Below are 17,013 nucleotides of genomic sequence, written 5' to 3' on the forward strand. Positions count from 1 at the left end.
AGTCATGGAAGGAAAAGGGAAAGACCCTTTATGGTTTAAACAAGCCGTCATTTATCAGTTGCATGTCAAGAGCTTCTATGACCTCAATGACGATGGTATAGGAGATTTTCCGGGGCTTGAGGCTAAACTCACTTATTTAGAATCGCTTGGAGTCACTGCAATCTGGTTGCTGCCTTTCTATTCCTCGCCCTTAAAAGATGATGGCTACGATATTTCTGATTACTACACGATTCATTCCTCTTATGGCAAACTCAATGACTTTCGACGTTTTTTGAATGAAGCTCATAAAAGAGGGATGCGCATCATCACCGAGCTTGTTATTAATCACACTTCTGATCAGCATCCCTGGTTTCAAAGAGCTCGTAGAGCTGCTCCTGGATCAGCCTGGCGCAACTTTTACGTGTGGAGTGATACGCCTAGTAAATATGAGGACGCTCGGATCATCTTTCAGGATTTCGAGTCTTCAAATTGGTCTTGGGATCCGCTTGCAAAGGCTTATTATTGGCACCGCTTTTATTCCCATCAGCCCGATCTCAATTTTGAAAATCCGCTTGTTCAGAAAGAGGTTTTACGAGCCCTGGATTTTTGGTTTAAAATGGGAGTCGATGGATTGCGTTTGGACGCGGTCCCTTACTTGTTTGAAAGCGACGGAACCAATTGTGAAAATCTACCAAAGACGCACGCGTTTATTAAGAAGCTTCGGCTCCATGTAGAAGATAAATTTCAAGATCGAGTCTTGATTGCCGAAGCCAATCAGTGGCCGGAAGAGGCTGTGGCTTATTTTGGCAGCGGAGATGAATGTCATATGGCCTTCCATTTTCCTGTCATGCCTCGTCTTTTCATGGCGATTCAAATGGAAGACCGCTTTCCCATCATAGATATCCTCGAACAGACGCCTGTTTTGCCTCCTACGTGCCAATGGATCATGTTTTTGCGCAACCACGATGAGCTTACACTTGAGATGGTATCCGATGAGGAGCGCGATTATATGTACCGCATTTATGCCAAAGATCCCAAGGCTCGCATTAATCTTGGCATTCGACGCAGGTTAGCTCCTTTACTAGACAATGACCGCTTCAAGATTCAGTTGATGAACATTCTTTTGTTTTCTCTTCCTGGAACACCAGTCATTTATTATGGTGATGAGATTGGAATGGGGGATAATTATTACTTGGGCGATCGCAATGGCGTGCGTACGCCTATGCAATGGAGCTCAGACCGCAATGCAGGTTTTTCAAAAGCCAATCCGCAACGCCTTTTTTTGCCACTCATTATTGATCCAGCCTACCATTACGAAGTGGTCAATGTAGAAAATCAAGAGCGCAACCCTTCCTCGCTTTTATGGTGGATTCGGCGTGTCCTGTTGGTGCGTCAAAATCATAAAGCTTTTGGATTTGGATCGCTTGAATTTATAACCTCCGACAATTCTAAAGTATTAGCCTTTATACGTAGCTATCAGGATGAAATTATATTAATAGTCACCAATCTTTCTCGTTTTGCGCAAGCGGCTGAATTGGATATGAGCAAGTATGTTGGTTATCTTCCTGTTGAAGTCTTCCATCAAAGCAAATTCCCTAAGATCAAAGACAAAGGGTATCATGTCACTTTGAGTCCCTATGCCTTTTTTTGGCTTTCTCTTACGCCTAGCCAGACTGTTGCTCATCTTGCGAATGAGCAGCAAATTCCAAAGTTGTCCATGAGCAAGAGTTGGGACCACATCTTAAAGCCTCCCTACAAATCCAAGCTGGAACAAAAAATCTTACCTTCCTTTTTCAGAAATGCGCGCTGGTTTGACCGCAAGACGGCTACGATTCAAAGGATCGATGTCATTTTGGATGCTGATTTAGGAGATGGAAAGCTTTGCTTCGCCGAAGTAAAATACATTGAAGTCGGTGATGTGGATACGTATTTGATTATTTTAGCTTTTGCTTCTAAGTCCGAAGCAGAGAGCATCTTGATGGATCGACCACACAGCGTCATCGCCAATTTGCAAGTAGGTGATCAAGAGGGGATTTTATATGACGGCATTTACAGCGAACAGGTGAGAGCTGCCTTATTTGGGATCATTGTCAATAAAAGGACAATCAAGCTCGATTCTCAATTTTTGCATGGCTATCCAGGAGGCGTTTTAAATAAGAAGGTGTATAGAGGCAAAAAGGCCGTGAGTTCGCAGATAGTTGCAGGGGAGCAAACGAATACCTCGTTTGTTTTTGGTAATCAATTCTTTTTGAAGCTTTATCGAAAGCTCGAAGAAGGGATTAATTCAGATATTGAAATGGAAAAATTTTTGTCTGAAAAAACAACGTTTACCCATATTCCTTTATTTAGGGGGGCCATCGAGTGGCAGAGATTAGACAAACAGCCAACAGCCATCGCTATGTTGCAAACATTTGTGCCCCATGAAACCTCTGGATGGACATTTACCTTAGATGCTTTGAGAAATTATTTTGAGAGGGTGTTAGCCGGCAAGGATCTGGAATTGAAGGCCGTTGCCGATTCCCCTTCACAAAGTGAAGAATTAATTGGAGGCAACTATTTAGAAGCGGCTCGCTTGCTTGGCCAATGCACGGCTGAAATGCACCTTGCTTTGAGTTCTCGTACAGATGATCCGGCTTTCCGGCCAGAATCTTTTTCTACACTTTATCAACGCTCGATTTATCAAGCCATGCGCAGCCATGTCAGTAAAGCGCTTCAGTTTTTAAGACGATCGCTCCCTAGTATTTCGGAAAAAAGCCTTTCTTTGGCAGAAGCTGTATTAAACAGCGAGCCCGAGCTAATAAGATCCTTTCAAGGTTTGACTCGTGTGAGGCTTCCGATTGTGCGTACACGCATTCATGGAGATTACCACTTGGGGCAGATTTTGTATCAGGGCAAAGGATTTTGCATTACCGATTTTGAAGGCGAGCCTTTACAGGCATTGGGGGCCAGGCGCATTAAACGCTCTCCTTTAAGAGACGTGGCTGGCATGTTGCGCTCCTTCCACTACGCTGCATATAAAACGTTGTTGAGAGAAGAGTTGATTCGTCCCGAACTCATTTTAAAATTCGAACCATGGGCCGACTTTTGGTATCAACAAGTGAGCGCTGTTTTTTTGAAGGCTTACATGGAACTTGTTAAAACAGCATCTGTACCCATTTTGAGTACTGATTCTAAAGAAAATATTTACTTGTTAAAAATATTCATGCTGGATAAAGCTGTTTACGAGTTGCTTTATGAACTCAATACAAGGCCTGATTGGATTGACCTTCCCTGCAAAGGCATCTTAGCGCACTTATCGGAAGAGAAAATGCTTTAACCCCCCCTGCAAATAGGAATGAAAATGGCTTCGCTTATCGTTTTTTTGATTTGCTATATCGGATTTATTATTTCGCCTCGCCATAAAACAGCTGTTGCTTTGACAGGCGTTTTAGCACTGCTTCTGGTTCAGGAAATAGATGTGATGACAGCCTTGCATGAGGTGCATTGGAATGTCATGGGACTCTTTGTGGGAACGCTCATATTAGCCGAATTATTTATGTATTCGCGCGTCCCGGCAGTTTTAGCTGAATGGTTGGTGGATCGCTCTAAAACGGTTCGTTTAGCCCTGATTAATATCTTTGTACTGACGAGCATCATTTCTATGTTTGTTGAGAATGTGGCTGTCGTTCTATTGATTGCACCAGTTGCCTTGGCTCTTTGCGAAAAGCTAAAAATTTCACCGGTTCTGCCCTTAATTTTGCTTGCCATGTTTTCGAATCTTCAAGGGACGGCAACATTGATTGGAGACCCTCCTAGCATGATTTTGGGGTCTTATATGAAGATGACTTTCGGCGATTTTTTTGTGTATTTAGGCAAACCGAGTATCTTTTTTGTGGTCCAGGCAGGAGCCTTTTTTGCTTTACTGTTCGCGTTCTATTTATTTAGGCACCATAATCAAAAGATTAAGCTGATCAGCGTGGAAGATGTCAAGTCTTGGATTCCAAGTCTTTTACTTGTCATTCTGATCGTTGTCTTGGCAGCCGGATCTTCGCTCGATCCAGAGTCTACATGGTTGGCCGGTTCGGTCGCCATGGTGCTTGGCATCGCCGGCCTTATTTGGCATCGCTTTGGGCCTCGGTGGGAGTTGACGCGCACCATTTTGCGCACGTTAGACTGGCAGACAACATTTTTCTTAATGGCATTGTTCATCCTGGTAGGGGCCATTCGTTTGGCTGGCTGGATGGATTCATTGGCAGTCTGGATTGTCAATCATGTTCCGGCAAATTTATTGGTCATTTATCTGTTTTTGCTTATCATTTCCCTCGCTGTGTCCGCTTTTGTCGACAACGTGCCTTATTTGATTGCCATGATTCCAGTCGTTCAGCAGGTTGCCGATTCCACCCATTTTTCGCTTCCTTTACTCGTCTTCGGCCTTCTCATTGGAACATGCCTTGGCGGCAACATTACCCCGATCGGTGCCTCGGCTAATATTGTTGCTGTGAGTTTTTTAGAGAAGAATGGACACACCATTACTTTTCCTTCGTATATGCGCTATGGCCTTTTGGTTACGGCCTTTGCTGTCATACCGGCTGCGATTGTGCTTTGGATGATTTGGGCTTAAAACAGGTTTCAAACCCAATCAGAAAAAAGCGGCTGCTATCAGCCGCTTTTTTCTGATTCATTCTTTGCTTGATTAATGATTTTCGAAGCTTTAGAATAAAAAAAGTTATGCAGATCGAGATCTGCAACTAATAAATGGCACTTTATTCAAAGTCGTAGATTTTTCCATGGATCATCCTCTCTGTACCGTCTAGGGCCGCTCTTTATCTGCGTTCGGAAGTAGCGGTCTTTTCCGATCATGAACGTTATGAATGTTAAATTTAAGCTCAGCTTTAAATTTAGACCGAAGTTTTAAGAGAGGTTCATTCTCTGAGGCTTCGGATCGTCACGTTTGTCTTTTTCTATTCACGCGCGTTTGCGTTCTATTTTTTTTTATTTGCATCTTAGATGCGATCGATTACCTCTTTTTTTGTTCAGCTCACGCGGGCAATAAGAAAAAAGGAATGGATTGCTGATGGAGTTATGAATGTCACGATTTAGTTTTATAATCATTTTATTAGTTGGCTTTGTCGATTATTTAGGCATCGCGCTGGTTTATCCAATCTTTGCTGCCTTATTGTTCGATACCTCTTATGGGCTTCTTGCTTTCGATGCTTCTCTTAGCTATCGAGGGGCTTTGTTGGGTATTTTAATTGCCCTCACCCCACTTTCTCAATTTATCACCTCTCCTTTTTTAGGGGCTTTTTCTGATCGTAAAGGGCGGCGTATTGCACTGCTGCTTGGAATCGGAATTGGCTGCATGGGTTATAGTTTGGCTGTTATAGGGCTTATGACGAAATCATTGAGTCTTCTCTTTCTTTACCGCATGTTAGTGGGAGTTTCAGAAGGAACAGCCGTGGTGGCGCAAGCTGCGCTTGTGGATATGAGTTCAGAGGAAGAGAGGGCTAAACGCTTCTCATGGCTCAGCTCGAGTTTAGGGGTTGGATTTATGATTGGCCCCTTTTTGGGCGGCAAGTTATCCGACCCCCATTTTGTCAGTTGGGGCGGTTATGTCATTCCTTTTATTTTGGCAGGGACTTTTTCTCTGATTAATCTTATCTTGGTTTGGACAGCCTTCCCAGAAACTAATTTACAGCGCAAACAGTCGCCTTTTTCTTGGAAGAGCGAGATTGATAATATGCGCCGAGTCTTTGCTCTCGATCATCTGAGATGGCTGCTGCTTGCAGGGTTTTTACTTGCATTTGGATGGTCATTCTTTAATGAATTTGTCCCGATTTTTTTACAGGATCGCTTTAAATTTTCGACTGGGTCAATAGGAGATTTCTATGCTTACACAAGCGCCTGGTATGCTCTGAGTGCTGCTTTTGCAACGGCTCCTCTATTAAAACGATTCCAAGCTGAAAAGCTTCTTGCCTTTGCTTTAAGTGGTTGTGCAAGCTTCATGCTCATTATCCTTCTCGTTCCAGTGAGCAGCGGCCTTTGGTTCGTTCTTCCATTTTTAATGTACTTTTTAGCATTGTCCTTCCCGACAACGGCGGCGGCGGTCTCTAACAAGGTGGGCGCGGCCCATCAAGGCGAAGTTTTGGGGGTGTATCAAGCTGTTCAGGCTTGTGCTATGGGAATCAGTCCATTGCTTTTCGGGTCGGCTGTAGGGGTTTATTCATTTTTGGCGATCGTAGGCGGGGCGATTGCCTTATTGATGGGTGGCTGGGCTGCTTGGAGAGGAAGCCGCCCGCCTCGCGTTACTGCACACAATAGCTAACTCTTGTGGGTCAAACACGGCTTGCCGTGTTTGACCATTTCTCATTAATCAAATGATTTGTGCTCAATCTCACTTCTGGTTGATCTAGCACCTTGCTGGAGGCTTGTAATCACGGGGTTCAATTGAATGTTTGAGATGGTCAAATTTTCAAATATTATATATAGTGGTCTTGCTTTTTATAACTATGCAAACCACTCGATTGTTAAAGGTGGCTATGAAACTGGGCTTTAAAGAGGTGCTATTTTCCGATAACAACGTTAGCTTATTTCAATATCAATATAGACACCGGGTGATCGATGTCACAAAGCACAAAACCAAGATCATTGCTCTATCGATTCTGGTCGGATTCTTAACGCCATTTACATTGGGAGTTAGCTTTTACCTGACCCTACATATTTTGACTGCGCGCTATAAATGGAAAAAAATTCAAAAATTAGAAAAGAGGCTGGAAGTTATCGTGCGGTCGCTCTGTCCGCTCGAAAGGTCGGGCGGTCTGATGAATGGGGGCAATACGTGCTATATTGCTGCTACCTTACAGAGCCTTAAGAACCTTTCCTTTTTTATGGAGTGCTTAAATGATAAAACCTATCGTTTAACACAGAAAGAAGACGAAACAGCCGGCATGTTTTCTAAGCGGTTAGAGATCCGCCAAGCCTTGGCAGCCATTTTAAATGCCTCCTCGAAGGGAGAAACAATATGTGCTCAAGCGATGCATCGTTTCCGTCTTTTATTAAGGAGCTTCGATTCTGGAATTTCAGAAACAGGACCCGGGGATGCGATCAAGGTTTGGCAGATTCTTCATCAGGTTTTAGAGCTCCCTTACATTTCCTATTGCCGCATACGGACCAATCAGCTCATCGAAAAAGATAGCGATCACATTAATCTTCCGCCGGAACATTTACAAGCTCATCTCTTTCAGCAAAAAATTGTCCAGCCGGCCAGAATCTTTATGCTAAATAAAGCTGTTCCTATTCTGACTTTTATTAATCTAAATCCCTATTCTAATGTCGCTGTGGGGCTTGTTCCGAGCATAAAGGTGCCTGTCTATGGTGAAGATAATCTGGCTGAATACCGCCTCGTGTCAATGCTCGGCGGCTTGAAGCACTCAACTGCTTATGTCAAAAATCAGCAAGATCAATCATGGGTCTTGTTTGATGATGAAGATGTACTAAAGCTTGAAGAGCCGAGCGAAGCTTGTAGAAAAACTGCTGTCGTTCTGTTTTATCAGTTAGTCGAAAATTAAGAATCTCAGATGCTTGCGATATTCTCATCCCAGTGCAGAACTTTTGGATCGTCCATGCCTATCAATAGACCGTCCGGTACTTTTGAGAGAGGATATCGATCTTGAAACTCTAACATCTTGTTGGCTAGCTTCACAATTTCGCCTTGTTTGGCTAAATCAGGATGATCGGTAATCTTTCCTGCAAGGTAATAGACCGGGAATTTGGCAGAATACATTCGGATGGCGGCAGCAAAAAGGCCGCTTCCTTGATTGACTAAGTAAAGGTTCTCGTTCTTCTCAAGACGCTTGACAGCGTCTTGTAAGAGGCATGTCATGAGTACATAAAAGTTTTGCCTTCTGGCTAAATCTCCATCCCAACTCAATTTTCTGTACCAAGCAATTTCACATAATTGCCCGCTCTTATTTAACTCATAATTCTCAATTTTAAAATTATTGTTCAGTTTGGTCCATAAAAATTTAAATTATAATCTAGTTTGTTTGTTTTAATTTTATTTAATCTCTTATTATTAATCAATAAACTTAGTTTATAATATAATAATTTTAAGTGAGTTGTAAATAAAATTATTTGAAAAGGAGATCGAAATGGAAATTCCGTAGTAAACAAAATCATTATTATGGGGTGAGAAATGGGTATTTCTAACGATTCTATTCAATCAGCCTACTTTAAATCAGATTATAATTATGGTTCTGATAGTCGGTCGATCAAGCCGAAGAATGCCATAGCAGCCTTTGTAAACGATGTTAGCACGCGCATGATTAAAACATTTGTATATCCTGGGGCTTCATTTCTAAAAGGTGATTTCATCAATCCGGAGCGGATGGAAAAAGCGAGGGAGCAGCTTCTAGGGATTGGGGGCAGGTCGGTGACGATGGAGACTCCGGATGGCGATAAGATAGATGGAATGCATTTGCGGGCCAAAGATTTTAAAGCTTTAATAGATAAATACTGCGATTATCAAGAAGAAGACAATGGAGATGGCACGGTCAACCAGTTTTTAACGATTAAGGCCGAATATTGTAGCGTGGTTAAGCGGCAATCATTTAGCGATCAGTCGAGTTTTGACTATATGCAGCCTAATGCGGAGGCTGATCAATTTATCCGTCAATCAATTAAGGCATTAGGGATTATTAATTTCCCCTCCGGCGAACTGTCTTTGGAGCCTCCCGTTAGGGGGTATCGCATTGAGCTTGGAAATGTTCGGCAAGATTTAAAGAAAATAGAAGAGCGCAGTGAGGGGTCCCATCCAACAGCGCTTATTTGTCCAGGGTCTGGCATGAGCTATGCTGCCTATAAAGGCTTGGCAGCTTCTTATCTGCTGCGAGGTATTGACGTGATGATGGTTGATGTGAGAGGTTATGGAAAAAGCGGGGGAAGCCCAACTGCCTATAAAACCAAGCTCGATGTAGAAACGGCATATCAATATTTGAGCCGAGAACTTGGGATTAAGAATGAGGATATGATCGTTCATGGGCACTGCTTGGGAGGAGGGCCGGCTTCTGATCTAGCCGCAAGAAGGAAAGGGGTGAATCTTATTTTAGACCGCACCTTTGCAGAGTATCGCGAGGTCGCACGCGAGCGCTTTCCTATTATCAAAAAGTTGGTTCACCACATTCTGCCCAGCATTGTCGACTACAACAATGCGGCCAATTTGAATCGGGTACAGGGACATATAGGGATTGTGATGGCTATCCACGATACAGTGATACACTCATCGCAAATAATGAAACTCATTGACAATTTGCCTTATACCCGTAAAGGTCAAGAGATTAAATTGATGGACTTTAATGGAGAGCACACAGGTTCATGGACGGATGATGCGGTTACTTCACGGCAATTTAACCAATTTCTTGAAAAAACCGGATTGCGGCAAAGAGTCTTTTAATCGGCTTCTAATTGCTGTAAAAGCTTCCAGCCGATAAAAATGAACGGGACGCTCAGTCCTAGAAAGTAGGTCCAATAATGTTCTTGCCATTGCAGAGTCAGCGTACCTTCTTGAGAAAAAAGAAAGAGAACGATGCCAAAAAGGAAAAAGATCGAGCCTGCCATTAATAATAAAAGCGGCAAAACATCTTTTTTAAGGTGCGCCCACGTTACGACGGCAGATAGGGTAGCTTGTTCTTGTTTAGATACTTGCTCCTCGCTATCGCTTTGAGGTTTGACTTGATAAAGGGGCGTAGGAATGTCTTCTTTTGGAGATGAACGGTAAGAAGGGCTCCAACTGGAATCGTCTGCATCCGCATGCAGATAAACTCCGCAGTAGGGACAGTTATCTATTTCTTTCGAAACATTTCCTTCACAATTCCAGCATAATTTTTTTTGGGGTACCGCGCTCATCTGAAACGCCCTATTTCACACGCAAATAAATATTCTTCTTATATTATTTTAGGATGCTCTGTTCTCCTTGTAGAGGGATTACACGCAAAACGGCTGAAAAATGAGCGCGAGCGCCCGAAATCTTGGATCTTATGGCTTGGCTAACGAGCCAATCACTTAACCACGTTCGTATTTGAGCAAACCTCTCATCTGTTTTGAGTATACACACACCTGCTGATATATTATCTTTTTCTTTATCAAAAGGCAAGCTTTTGACAGCTTCTATTTATAAATTTTGTCAAGCCCTATTTAAATCGCCATCCTTTTGGCATTTAACTGATTGACAATCAGATTGTTAATGCTGATTGTTTGGGAGCCATCTGAAAGGGGTAAAAGGCTCTGTAATGGATTAAAAACGTTGATTAGAAAGAAAAGATTGCAAGAAGAAGATAAAAAAGCAAAAAAACAGGCGTTTTTTTGTCTTTTTTAAGTCAAGTTGAAAAATGCGTTCCTGCTTTTATGTAAATGCTTAATTTGAATTTTTTATTGTTCTTATCCTGTTCAAATTGCTGTTTGGGATGTAATAGGGTGAATCGAATCTGTTTTGAAAATTGTTTCTTCAGTTTTTTGTAAGAGATTATTATGGATGAGTGGAAATTTGAATGTTAGAGTTTGTTTTTTTACCTGTTGGACACTCTCTTGATGATTCTGAATTAAGAAATGGTATATGCTTGGGCGCGAATGATAGACGCGCGTGCCAAGTAGCTAATGGGATGAATGGAAAGAGATGGTTGGCTTGGGATAGAGAAGGGATGTATAAAAGGAGCGTTTTTTGCGTCTATTCGAAGATTAACATTTTCGGCTGTTTGTCGGATAGAGTTTGAGGAGATACAAGCCATGGAAAAGAAAAAGTTTGACGTTGCAGTTTTAGGTGGCGGGCCGGCTGGCTATCCAGCAGCGATTCGCGCGGCACAACTTGGGAAGTCGGTTGCCTTAATCGAGGCTAAAGAGATGGGCGGTACATGCTTAAATCGTGGGTGCATTCCTTCGAAGGCTTTGATTGCGGGAGCAGAGATTGTTGATCGCCTCCATGAGGCTAAAGAGTTTGGCATTCACATCAAAGATGTAGCGGTGCAATACGATCAGTTAGCCGCCCATAAAGACCAGGTTGTCGAACGCATGAGGCGGGGGCTAGAAGGGCTGATTGCGGCCAATAAAATTACGGTATTGAGGGGGTTCGGGCAGTTTTTGTCACCCAATGAAATTAAAATCAAAGGACAGGACAATGTGACGATTGAGGCTGGTCAAGTTGTTATTGCAACAGGTTCTGAGCCGCGCAACATACCAGCTTTTCCTTTCGATTATAGTCGCATTCACGATTCAACATCTTTGCTTGCCATGACAGAGCTGCCTAAAAAAATGATTATTGTCGGTGGTGGAGTGATTGGCTGCGAATTTGCTTCTCTTTATGCGACTCTTGGCGTTGAAGTGACTATTTTGGAATTATTACCCCGGTTGCTTTCAACAGAGGCTGTCGAGGTGGCTCAAGCACTGGCCAAGGCTTTTGTCAAGCGTGGAATTAAAATTGAAACGGGCGTCAAAGTTGAGAAAATTGAAAATACCGGAACTGGTGTGCGAGCACAAGTGGAAGGCGGTAAGCTATTCGAAGCAGATTGTTGCTTGGTGGCTGTTGGGCGTTCACTCAATACTAAGGGTATTGGCTTGGAAAAGGCTGGGGTATTAGTTTTAGATAATGGCATGGTTGCCGTTGATGAAAAGATGCAGACCAATGTGGATGGCATCTATGCTGTTGGCGATATTGCTTCTAAATGGTGGCTTGCTCATGTCGGTTCCCATCAAGGGTTGGTAGCGGCCAATAACATATGCGGCAAGCCGACTCGTATGCATTACAATGCCATTCCCTCGGTTATTTTTACCCATCCTGAAATTGCAACGGTTGGCCTTCCTCTGGAAGAGGCAATTCAGCAAGGGTATAAGGCGAAAGTATCTACCTTCCCATTTCAAGCACTTGGCAAATCGCAAGCCGCTATGCAGCCAGATGGATTTTCTCAAATTGTTGTGGATGAAAAAACGGGACAAATTCTTGGAGCCCAGGTAGTAGGTTATGAGGCATCGGTTCTGATTGCCGAAATGGCTTTGGCGATTACGAATGAATTGACGCTTGATTGTGTGGCCGAAACCATTCATGCTCATCCAACGCTACCAGAAGCATGGCTGGAAGCCGCCTTGTTAGCCGAAGGATTGCCTTTACACTTGCCTCCTAAACAAACGAGACAGGCTAAGTGAGCCGCACAATCACAAAAGAGGGAGGGAAAGATGGAAAACGAATCTGAATCATTGAGCAAGCCGAAGAGGCGTTTAAATGTCTTACCAGTGAATCCCGAAGATCAGCCCACAGAAAAAGCCGTCGGGCCTGGCAGATTTCCCTCTTGGTTGCATCGCAAATTGCCGAAAGGGAGTGAGCTTAAGCAGACGGGGCAAGTCATCAACCATCACCGCCTGCATACGGTTTGTGAAGAGGCTAAATGTCCGAACTTATTAGAGTGCTGGTCTAAAAAAACCGCTACTTTTTTGGTGATGGGCAAAGAGTGTTCGCGCAATTGTGGCTTTTGCGACATCGATTTTTCCAAGACGCCTAAAGCTCTGGAAAGTGACGAACCAGAACGGGTTGCCCTTTCAGTCAAGGAGCTTGGATTGAAGCACGTTGTCATCACGATGGTTGCACGCGATGACCTACCCGATGGCGGGGCGCAGCATTTAGCCCAGGTGATCGAAGAAATTAGGCGACACAGTGATGAGGTGACGATTGAGATCTTGACGTCTGATTTTGCCGGCAATTCAGCTGCTTTAACGACTGTTTTAGAAGCACAGCCTGAAATCTTCAACCACAACATCGAAACGGTTCGCAGCTTGACTCCTCGTGTACGCCACAAGGCGACTTATGAGCGGACTTTAGATATTCTTAAGCAGGCTGCAGCGCAAAGATTAAACCCTAATATGAAAATTAAATCGGGATTGATGGTTGGGCTTGGAGAAACAGAAGAGCAGGTTTTTGAAACGCTTCGCGATTTAAAGGCAGTCGGATGTGATATAGTCACGATCGGACAGTATTTGCAGCCTAATCGTCAAAAGTTAATGGTAAAGTCTTTTGTCCATCCTGATCAATTTGAAAAATATGAAAAGTTTGGGCTAAGTATCGGCATTCCCTACCTTTACTGCGGTCCTTTTGTCCGTTCAAGCTATAATGCGAATGTAGTCCTTTTACGTGCCAATCAAAAACAAGCGATTATTCATAGCCATTGAGGAACATTATGCAAGAATCTGATGGGTCTTTTGAACACTTTCCTTTAGCCGATACTATCGATCACGATATTTTGATGCATCGCGATGCTCACTTTGGAGGGCTCTTCTCTGTCATGCTCGACTACTATCAAAAAGAGGGAAAGGGCACTCAGCCAGAATTTACTATCGAAAGGATCGAGCGCTTAAAGACTCTGGAAGAGCAAATGAAAGAGAACCTCGCAGCTGTTTTTTTTACGGCCCAGGAGACTCAACGAGTGGCTGATGCCAGAGAGGCTTATCAACACCTGCGCTCCATCTACGAAGTCAAGAAGCCGAAGAATCGTTTTCCCCAGCTGATTGCCGATTTAATTTTATCCGAAGATGAAGAGGCCGAAGAGGAAGTGAAGGCCATTGCGGCAGAAAAAGATAAAATTGTTCCGACCTTGATTGAATTGCTTGGCAATGAACAATTTTACGATCCTCTTTTTCCAGGCTATGGGCTTGCCCCTTCCCTCGTAGTCAAGTGCTTGGGTGCAATCGGCGATAAACGGGCCATCATTTCGCTTTTTGAAGCATTAGGCCAGGGGGATTTCTTTGCCGATGATCAAATTCTGAAAGCCTTAAGAGCCATCGGTGATTCTGCCAAAACCTTCCTTTTGCGCGTTGCGGCTGGCAGGCCCTTGAATGAAGACAATGAACGGGCTGCGATTGCCTTAGTTGCATTCAAAGAGGACCCTGAGGTGGCTGCTGCTTGCTTCGACCTTTTAAAGAAAGACGATATTCAAAAAGATCTTTGCCTTTCAACTTACTTCGCCCTGACTTGTGCAGGCTTGCAAGATCCTCTGTTGCGCGAAGAATTCAAAGCCTTAGCTAATCAACCCCAATTGAATGCAATGCTGAAAGAAGATATGAAGAGCATCATTCGCGATTGGGCAAGTTAATTAATTTCCATTCATAAAGACTGACGATTCTATGATTAACCACCCCCTTAATAAGGGGGTGGTTAATCTGATTTTTTAAAATATAAAATAGAGGGAAATATTTAAAATATTTTATAATAATACAATGGGTAGTTGTTTTTTAAAAAAGATAAGGATGTATCATGTCAAAAATAAAAAAAACATCTCAATTTAAAACACTATCAGACAAGTCAGAGAAAGAGGAGAGTGCTTTAGATAAGGGTAATTTGATTGCGCAATGCATTCAGAAAAACGTCATCAATTTAGAGACTCTCAATTTAACTCCCGAAGACATCAAAAAACTGTATGAAAAAGCCTATCAGTTCTACTCAGCAGGGAAATACAAGGAAGCCAAGGCCTTATTTGCGACAGTATTAGCTTTTGGCCAGACCGATTTTAATTTTATCTATGGATTTGCGACCACTTGTTTCATGCTAAAGGAATACGGATTAGCCGCTGAAAGCTATCTACAGAGTAGTTTAGTGGAGCCAGCTAATCCTTTTCCTTACTTTTATGCTGCAGATTGCTATCTTCAACAGGCTGACTTAGAATCGGCTCGCTTAGCACTTGGAATGGTCATTCAACGCTCCGTAACAGCCGAATATCAGGAGCTGAAGAATCGTGCGCAGTTAACTCTTGATGCTTTAACAGCAAGTCAAAACAGCAGAAAAATAGATGGCTATCGCGGAACATAGAAATAACCTCATTTTGAGAGGGAAATTATGGACATTAACAATTCAAATAGCGCGCAGAATGGCAATGTTTTTTCTATTGCTTTAAATCAAATGAGTAAGGAAGTTGATCTGAGCGTTTCTAATCCTTTTCTGGCACTACTGACCAATTCAACACTTGCTCAAGCAGATCAAAACGCGACCATTCTTGGTTTAAATCAGCCGAGGCTGGCTTCGCCAGATGAGATATCAATCAATACATCAACCTCTATTAGTTTGCTGACGGCATTAAACTCGGCAAGCTTGATGATCAACGAACTTTTAAGTCCTGATTCGCCAGCGCCTTTGGCCCAAGGAGCATTAGCAGCCGATGTAGCCGTAACAGGGGACGCGCAGAGCACTTCTGATGGATCATTGATCACTTTTTTAACCATTTTAGGAAAAACGTTAACAGAAGTGAAACAACTGCAGCGCAAAATTGCAGAGCAAGAAGCGACAGATACCCGGGCTCTTGCCAAAGCTTTGGAGACTCTTTCTGGAACGTTTGGCAATGACATCATGCAAAAAGTTGATTTATTAAATAACCTGGAAGACCTAAGAAAAAATGGTGCACAGAACATTTCAACGGGCAGGCGCTATATTTTAGGAGAGCATCCCGAACTCATGCTGCAGCTTGCAAAATATGGAATTGTTCCACCGGCGGCAGGAGGCGGCCCTTTTGACGGAATGGCCCGAGCGGCTGCGGCTAATAATCAACCTCCTTACGACAATCCCGTGTATAAGGCAATGGCTGCTGCCATCCCTTCTGGTTGGGAAGAATTGTCTGGTTCCGAGTTGGATAAAGTCATCAATCAACTCAAGTTTTCTGTTATTAAAGATCTGCATCCAGACCTTTCTGCTCGCACTGGTTTAGCAGGTTTTCTCTTCCGCTCTTCTTTTGAAAGCGCTTTAGGATTGTTTGGAGTGAGGCAGTTTAATTCTGAAATTAAATTGATGCAGATGATGCTTTTGAGGCAGCAATTGCAAGAATTTAAAAATCAAGGGCCTGAACACATCAGTACTGGAGAGCGCTATATCTTAGGTAAAAATCCGGGTCTCATGATGGATATGGCGAATTTGGGCATTTTTCCTCCTTCTAGAGGCGGCGGCCCCTATGATGGGATGGCAAAAAGCTATGTGGCAGAAGGTAAGGCTCCTTACGATAATACTCTCAATGCAGCCATGGCTAATTCTTTGCCGAGTGGATGGGAGGAGCTTTCTACTGAAGAATTGGACCGCACCATTCAAAAATTAGACAGGCAAATAGAGAGGCAGGCCAATCGAATCACCAATAGCGCGCTCTTCGGGCACGCCAGCATACCTTGGAGCCCTCTCATATTTAATCCCTCATGGGCTTTTGGAGGCTTGATCAGGCCGAGCGATATTTTCTCTCCTTTTGCTTTGACTTTTGGCGCATTTAATCCCACCATCAATCGGATGTTGGCAAATTTAAGCTTAGCTGATGAGGGAGATTTAAATCATAATACAATTGTTAATGACTTGCTTGCCAAAGTCATTTTAAATCAATCGCTTGCTTTCTCCTTACGCTTAGGGCTTTTTCCTCGGCTCTCACCTCCTTTCTTGGCCAGTCATGTCCTTCAGCATCTGATTGAAACAAATGGCATGCCTTCCTTAGTAGGGGATTTAATGGGTTTTGCCCGCTCCTCTGTTTTTGAGCGCGACTTGATGAAGGAATCACTTATTGTATTTGCCGTTCTAGTGACCTTATCCAATTACTCTTCTCTTGCTTCTTCAGATTCCATCCAAGAGATTTTACAAAGTATGGCCTCACTTCATCCAGAACTTGGGTTCTATACTTCCATCGCGGCATTGATGTTGAAGGGAAGCAGGCAACCAGATCTTTCAGCTGCAGCTAAAGGAATCATCAAGAAACTCGCAGAGAAGGTCGATAAAGACCAGAACCTTGTTGAAAACTTGCAACTATTGGAAAAAATGATTCTAGCAATGATGAAAAAGCTCTTGGAAGGAATCCCCGCCAATTCTGCTCTTGGAGATACCTTCGGCCCTGATGGAGATTCGAATAGCACAGTATTGATTCAAGGTTAAATGAGTTCAGCAGCCCAGATCAAACTGAGAATAAAAATCGTTGCACGATTCTTATTCTCAGTTTTTTTTGTATCCGAAACACGCCTTCTTTTCTTTGTAATTAAGCTGTCATGTTTGGCAATCAGCGTATGACCATT

At 43.1% G+C, this 17,013-nt stretch carries 12 protein-coding genes; 10 read left to right on the forward strand and 2 right to left on the reverse strand.

The window, feature by feature from the left end:
- Positions 1–4 precede the first annotated feature (4 nt).
- From treS to PNK_RS00690, 4 genes are all read left to right on the forward strand, one after another.
- Positions 5–3,295: a maltose alpha-D-glucosyltransferase gene (treS, locus tag PNK_RS00675; RefSeq protein ID WP_059059656.1), complete on the forward strand. Its 3,291-nt coding sequence runs from the start codon at positions 5–7 to the stop codon at positions 3,293–3,295.
- Positions 3,296–3,319: 24 nt separating this feature from the next.
- Complete coding sequence (locus PNK_RS00680) at positions 3,320–4,579, forward strand: ArsB/NhaD family transporter (protein ID WP_059059658.1); 1,260 nt, start codon at positions 3,320–3,322, stop codon at positions 4,577–4,579.
- 465 nt (positions 4,580–5,044) lie between these two features.
- Positions 5,045–6,280, forward strand: a complete 1,236-nt coding sequence (locus tag PNK_RS00685; protein ID WP_059059660.1) for an MFS transporter — start codon at positions 5,045–5,047, stop codon at positions 6,278–6,280.
- 214 nt (positions 6,281–6,494) lie between these two features.
- Positions 6,495–7,523: a ubiquitin carboxyl-terminal hydrolase gene (locus PNK_RS00690; protein ID WP_059059662.1), complete on the forward strand. Its 1,029-nt coding sequence runs from the start codon at positions 6,495–6,497 to the stop codon at positions 7,521–7,523.
- 5 nt (positions 7,524–7,528) lie between these two features.
- Here the strand turns inward: PNK_RS00690 and PNK_RS00695 are convergent, their stop codons facing one another.
- Positions 7,529–7,837 carry a hypothetical protein gene (locus PNK_RS00695; protein ID WP_059059664.1) on the reverse strand — a complete coding sequence of 103 codons (309 nt, stop codon included), beginning with the start codon at positions 7,835–7,837 and terminating at the stop codon, positions 7,529–7,531.
- A gap of 312 nt (positions 7,838–8,149) precedes the next feature.
- Between PNK_RS00695 and PNK_RS00700 the strand changes: the two genes are divergently transcribed.
- Positions 8,150–9,406: an alpha/beta hydrolase gene (locus PNK_RS00700; RefSeq protein ID WP_059059666.1), complete on the forward strand. Its 1,257-nt coding sequence runs from the start codon at positions 8,150–8,152 to the stop codon at positions 9,404–9,406.
- Here PNK_RS00700 and PNK_RS00705 read toward each other — a convergent pair.
- Complete coding sequence (locus tag PNK_RS00705) at positions 9,403–9,858, reverse strand: hypothetical protein (protein WP_059059668.1); 456 nt, start codon at positions 9,856–9,858, stop codon at positions 9,403–9,405. The two genes, PNK_RS00700 and PNK_RS00705, sit on opposite strands and share 4 nt — an antisense overlap.
- Before the next feature lie 876 nt (positions 9,859–10,734).
- On the opposite strand from PNK_RS00705, the gene lpdA reads away from it, so the two are divergent.
- From lpdA to PNK_RS00735, 5 genes are all read left to right on the forward strand, one after another.
- Positions 10,735–12,144, forward strand: coding sequence for a dihydrolipoyl dehydrogenase (lpdA, locus tag PNK_RS00715; protein ID WP_059059671.1), 1,410 nt, complete (start codon positions 10,735–10,737; stop codon positions 12,142–12,144).
- Between the two features lie 30 nt (positions 12,145–12,174).
- Positions 12,175–13,161, forward strand: a complete 987-nt coding sequence (lipA, locus tag PNK_RS00720) for a lipoyl synthase (protein WP_059059673.1) — start codon at positions 12,175–12,177, stop codon at positions 13,159–13,161.
- 8 nt (positions 13,162–13,169) lie between these two features.
- On the forward strand, positions 13,170–14,081 hold the full coding sequence (locus PNK_RS00725; RefSeq protein ID WP_059059674.1) for a hypothetical protein: 912 nt from the start codon (positions 13,170–13,172) through the stop codon (positions 14,079–14,081).
- Between the two features lie 161 nt (positions 14,082–14,242).
- Positions 14,243–14,794 carry a hypothetical protein gene (locus tag PNK_RS00730; protein ID WP_059059676.1) on the forward strand — a complete coding sequence of 184 codons (552 nt, stop codon included), beginning with the start codon at positions 14,243–14,245 and terminating at the stop codon, positions 14,792–14,794.
- A 27-nt stretch (positions 14,795–14,821) separates the two neighbouring features.
- On the forward strand, positions 14,822–16,876 hold the full coding sequence (locus tag PNK_RS00735) for a hypothetical protein (protein ID WP_059059677.1): 2,055 nt from the start codon (positions 14,822–14,824) through the stop codon (positions 16,874–16,876).
- Positions 16,877–17,013: the final 137 nt, after the last annotated feature.

Source organism: Candidatus Protochlamydia naegleriophila (genome assembly GCF_001499655.1).
GTDB lineage: Bacteria > Chlamydiota > Chlamydiia > Chlamydiales > Parachlamydiaceae > Protochlamydia > Protochlamydia naegleriophila.

Excerpts from the sequence above, each read along its gene's own strand:
- treS (WP_059059656.1), top strand. The coding sequence starts at position 5 with ATGGAAGGAAAAGGGAAAGACCCTTTATGGTTTAAACAAGCCGTCATT.
- PNK_RS00680 (WP_059059658.1), top strand. The coding sequence starts at position 3,320 with ATGGCTTCGCTTATCGTTTTTTTGATTTGCTATATCGGATTTATTATT.
- PNK_RS00685 (WP_059059660.1), top strand. The coding sequence starts at position 5,045 with ATGTCACGATTTAGTTTTATAATCATTTTATTAGTTGGCTTTGTCGAT.
- PNK_RS00690 (WP_059059662.1), top strand. The coding sequence starts at position 6,495 with ATGAAACTGGGCTTTAAAGAGGTGCTATTTTCCGATAACAACGTTAGC.
- PNK_RS00695 (WP_059059664.1), bottom strand. The coding sequence starts at position 7,837 with ATGACATGCCTCTTACAAGACGCTGTCAAGCGTCTTGAGAAGAACGAG.
- PNK_RS00700 (WP_059059666.1), top strand. The coding sequence starts at position 8,150 with ATGGGTATTTCTAACGATTCTATTCAATCAGCCTACTTTAAATCAGAT.
- PNK_RS00705 (WP_059059668.1), bottom strand. The coding sequence starts at position 9,858 with ATGAGCGCGGTACCCCAAAAAAAATTATGCTGGAATTGTGAAGGAAAT.
- lpdA (WP_059059671.1), top strand. The coding sequence starts at position 10,735 with ATGGAAAAGAAAAAGTTTGACGTTGCAGTTTTAGGTGGCGGGCCGGCT.
- lipA (WP_059059673.1), top strand. The coding sequence starts at position 12,175 with ATGGAAAACGAATCTGAATCATTGAGCAAGCCGAAGAGGCGTTTAAAT.
- PNK_RS00725 (WP_059059674.1), top strand. The coding sequence starts at position 13,170 with ATGCAAGAATCTGATGGGTCTTTTGAACACTTTCCTTTAGCCGATACT.
- PNK_RS00730 (WP_059059676.1), top strand. The coding sequence starts at position 14,243 with ATGTCAAAAATAAAAAAAACATCTCAATTTAAAACACTATCAGACAAG.
- PNK_RS00735 (WP_059059677.1), top strand. The coding sequence starts at position 14,822 with ATGGACATTAACAATTCAAATAGCGCGCAGAATGGCAATGTTTTTTCT.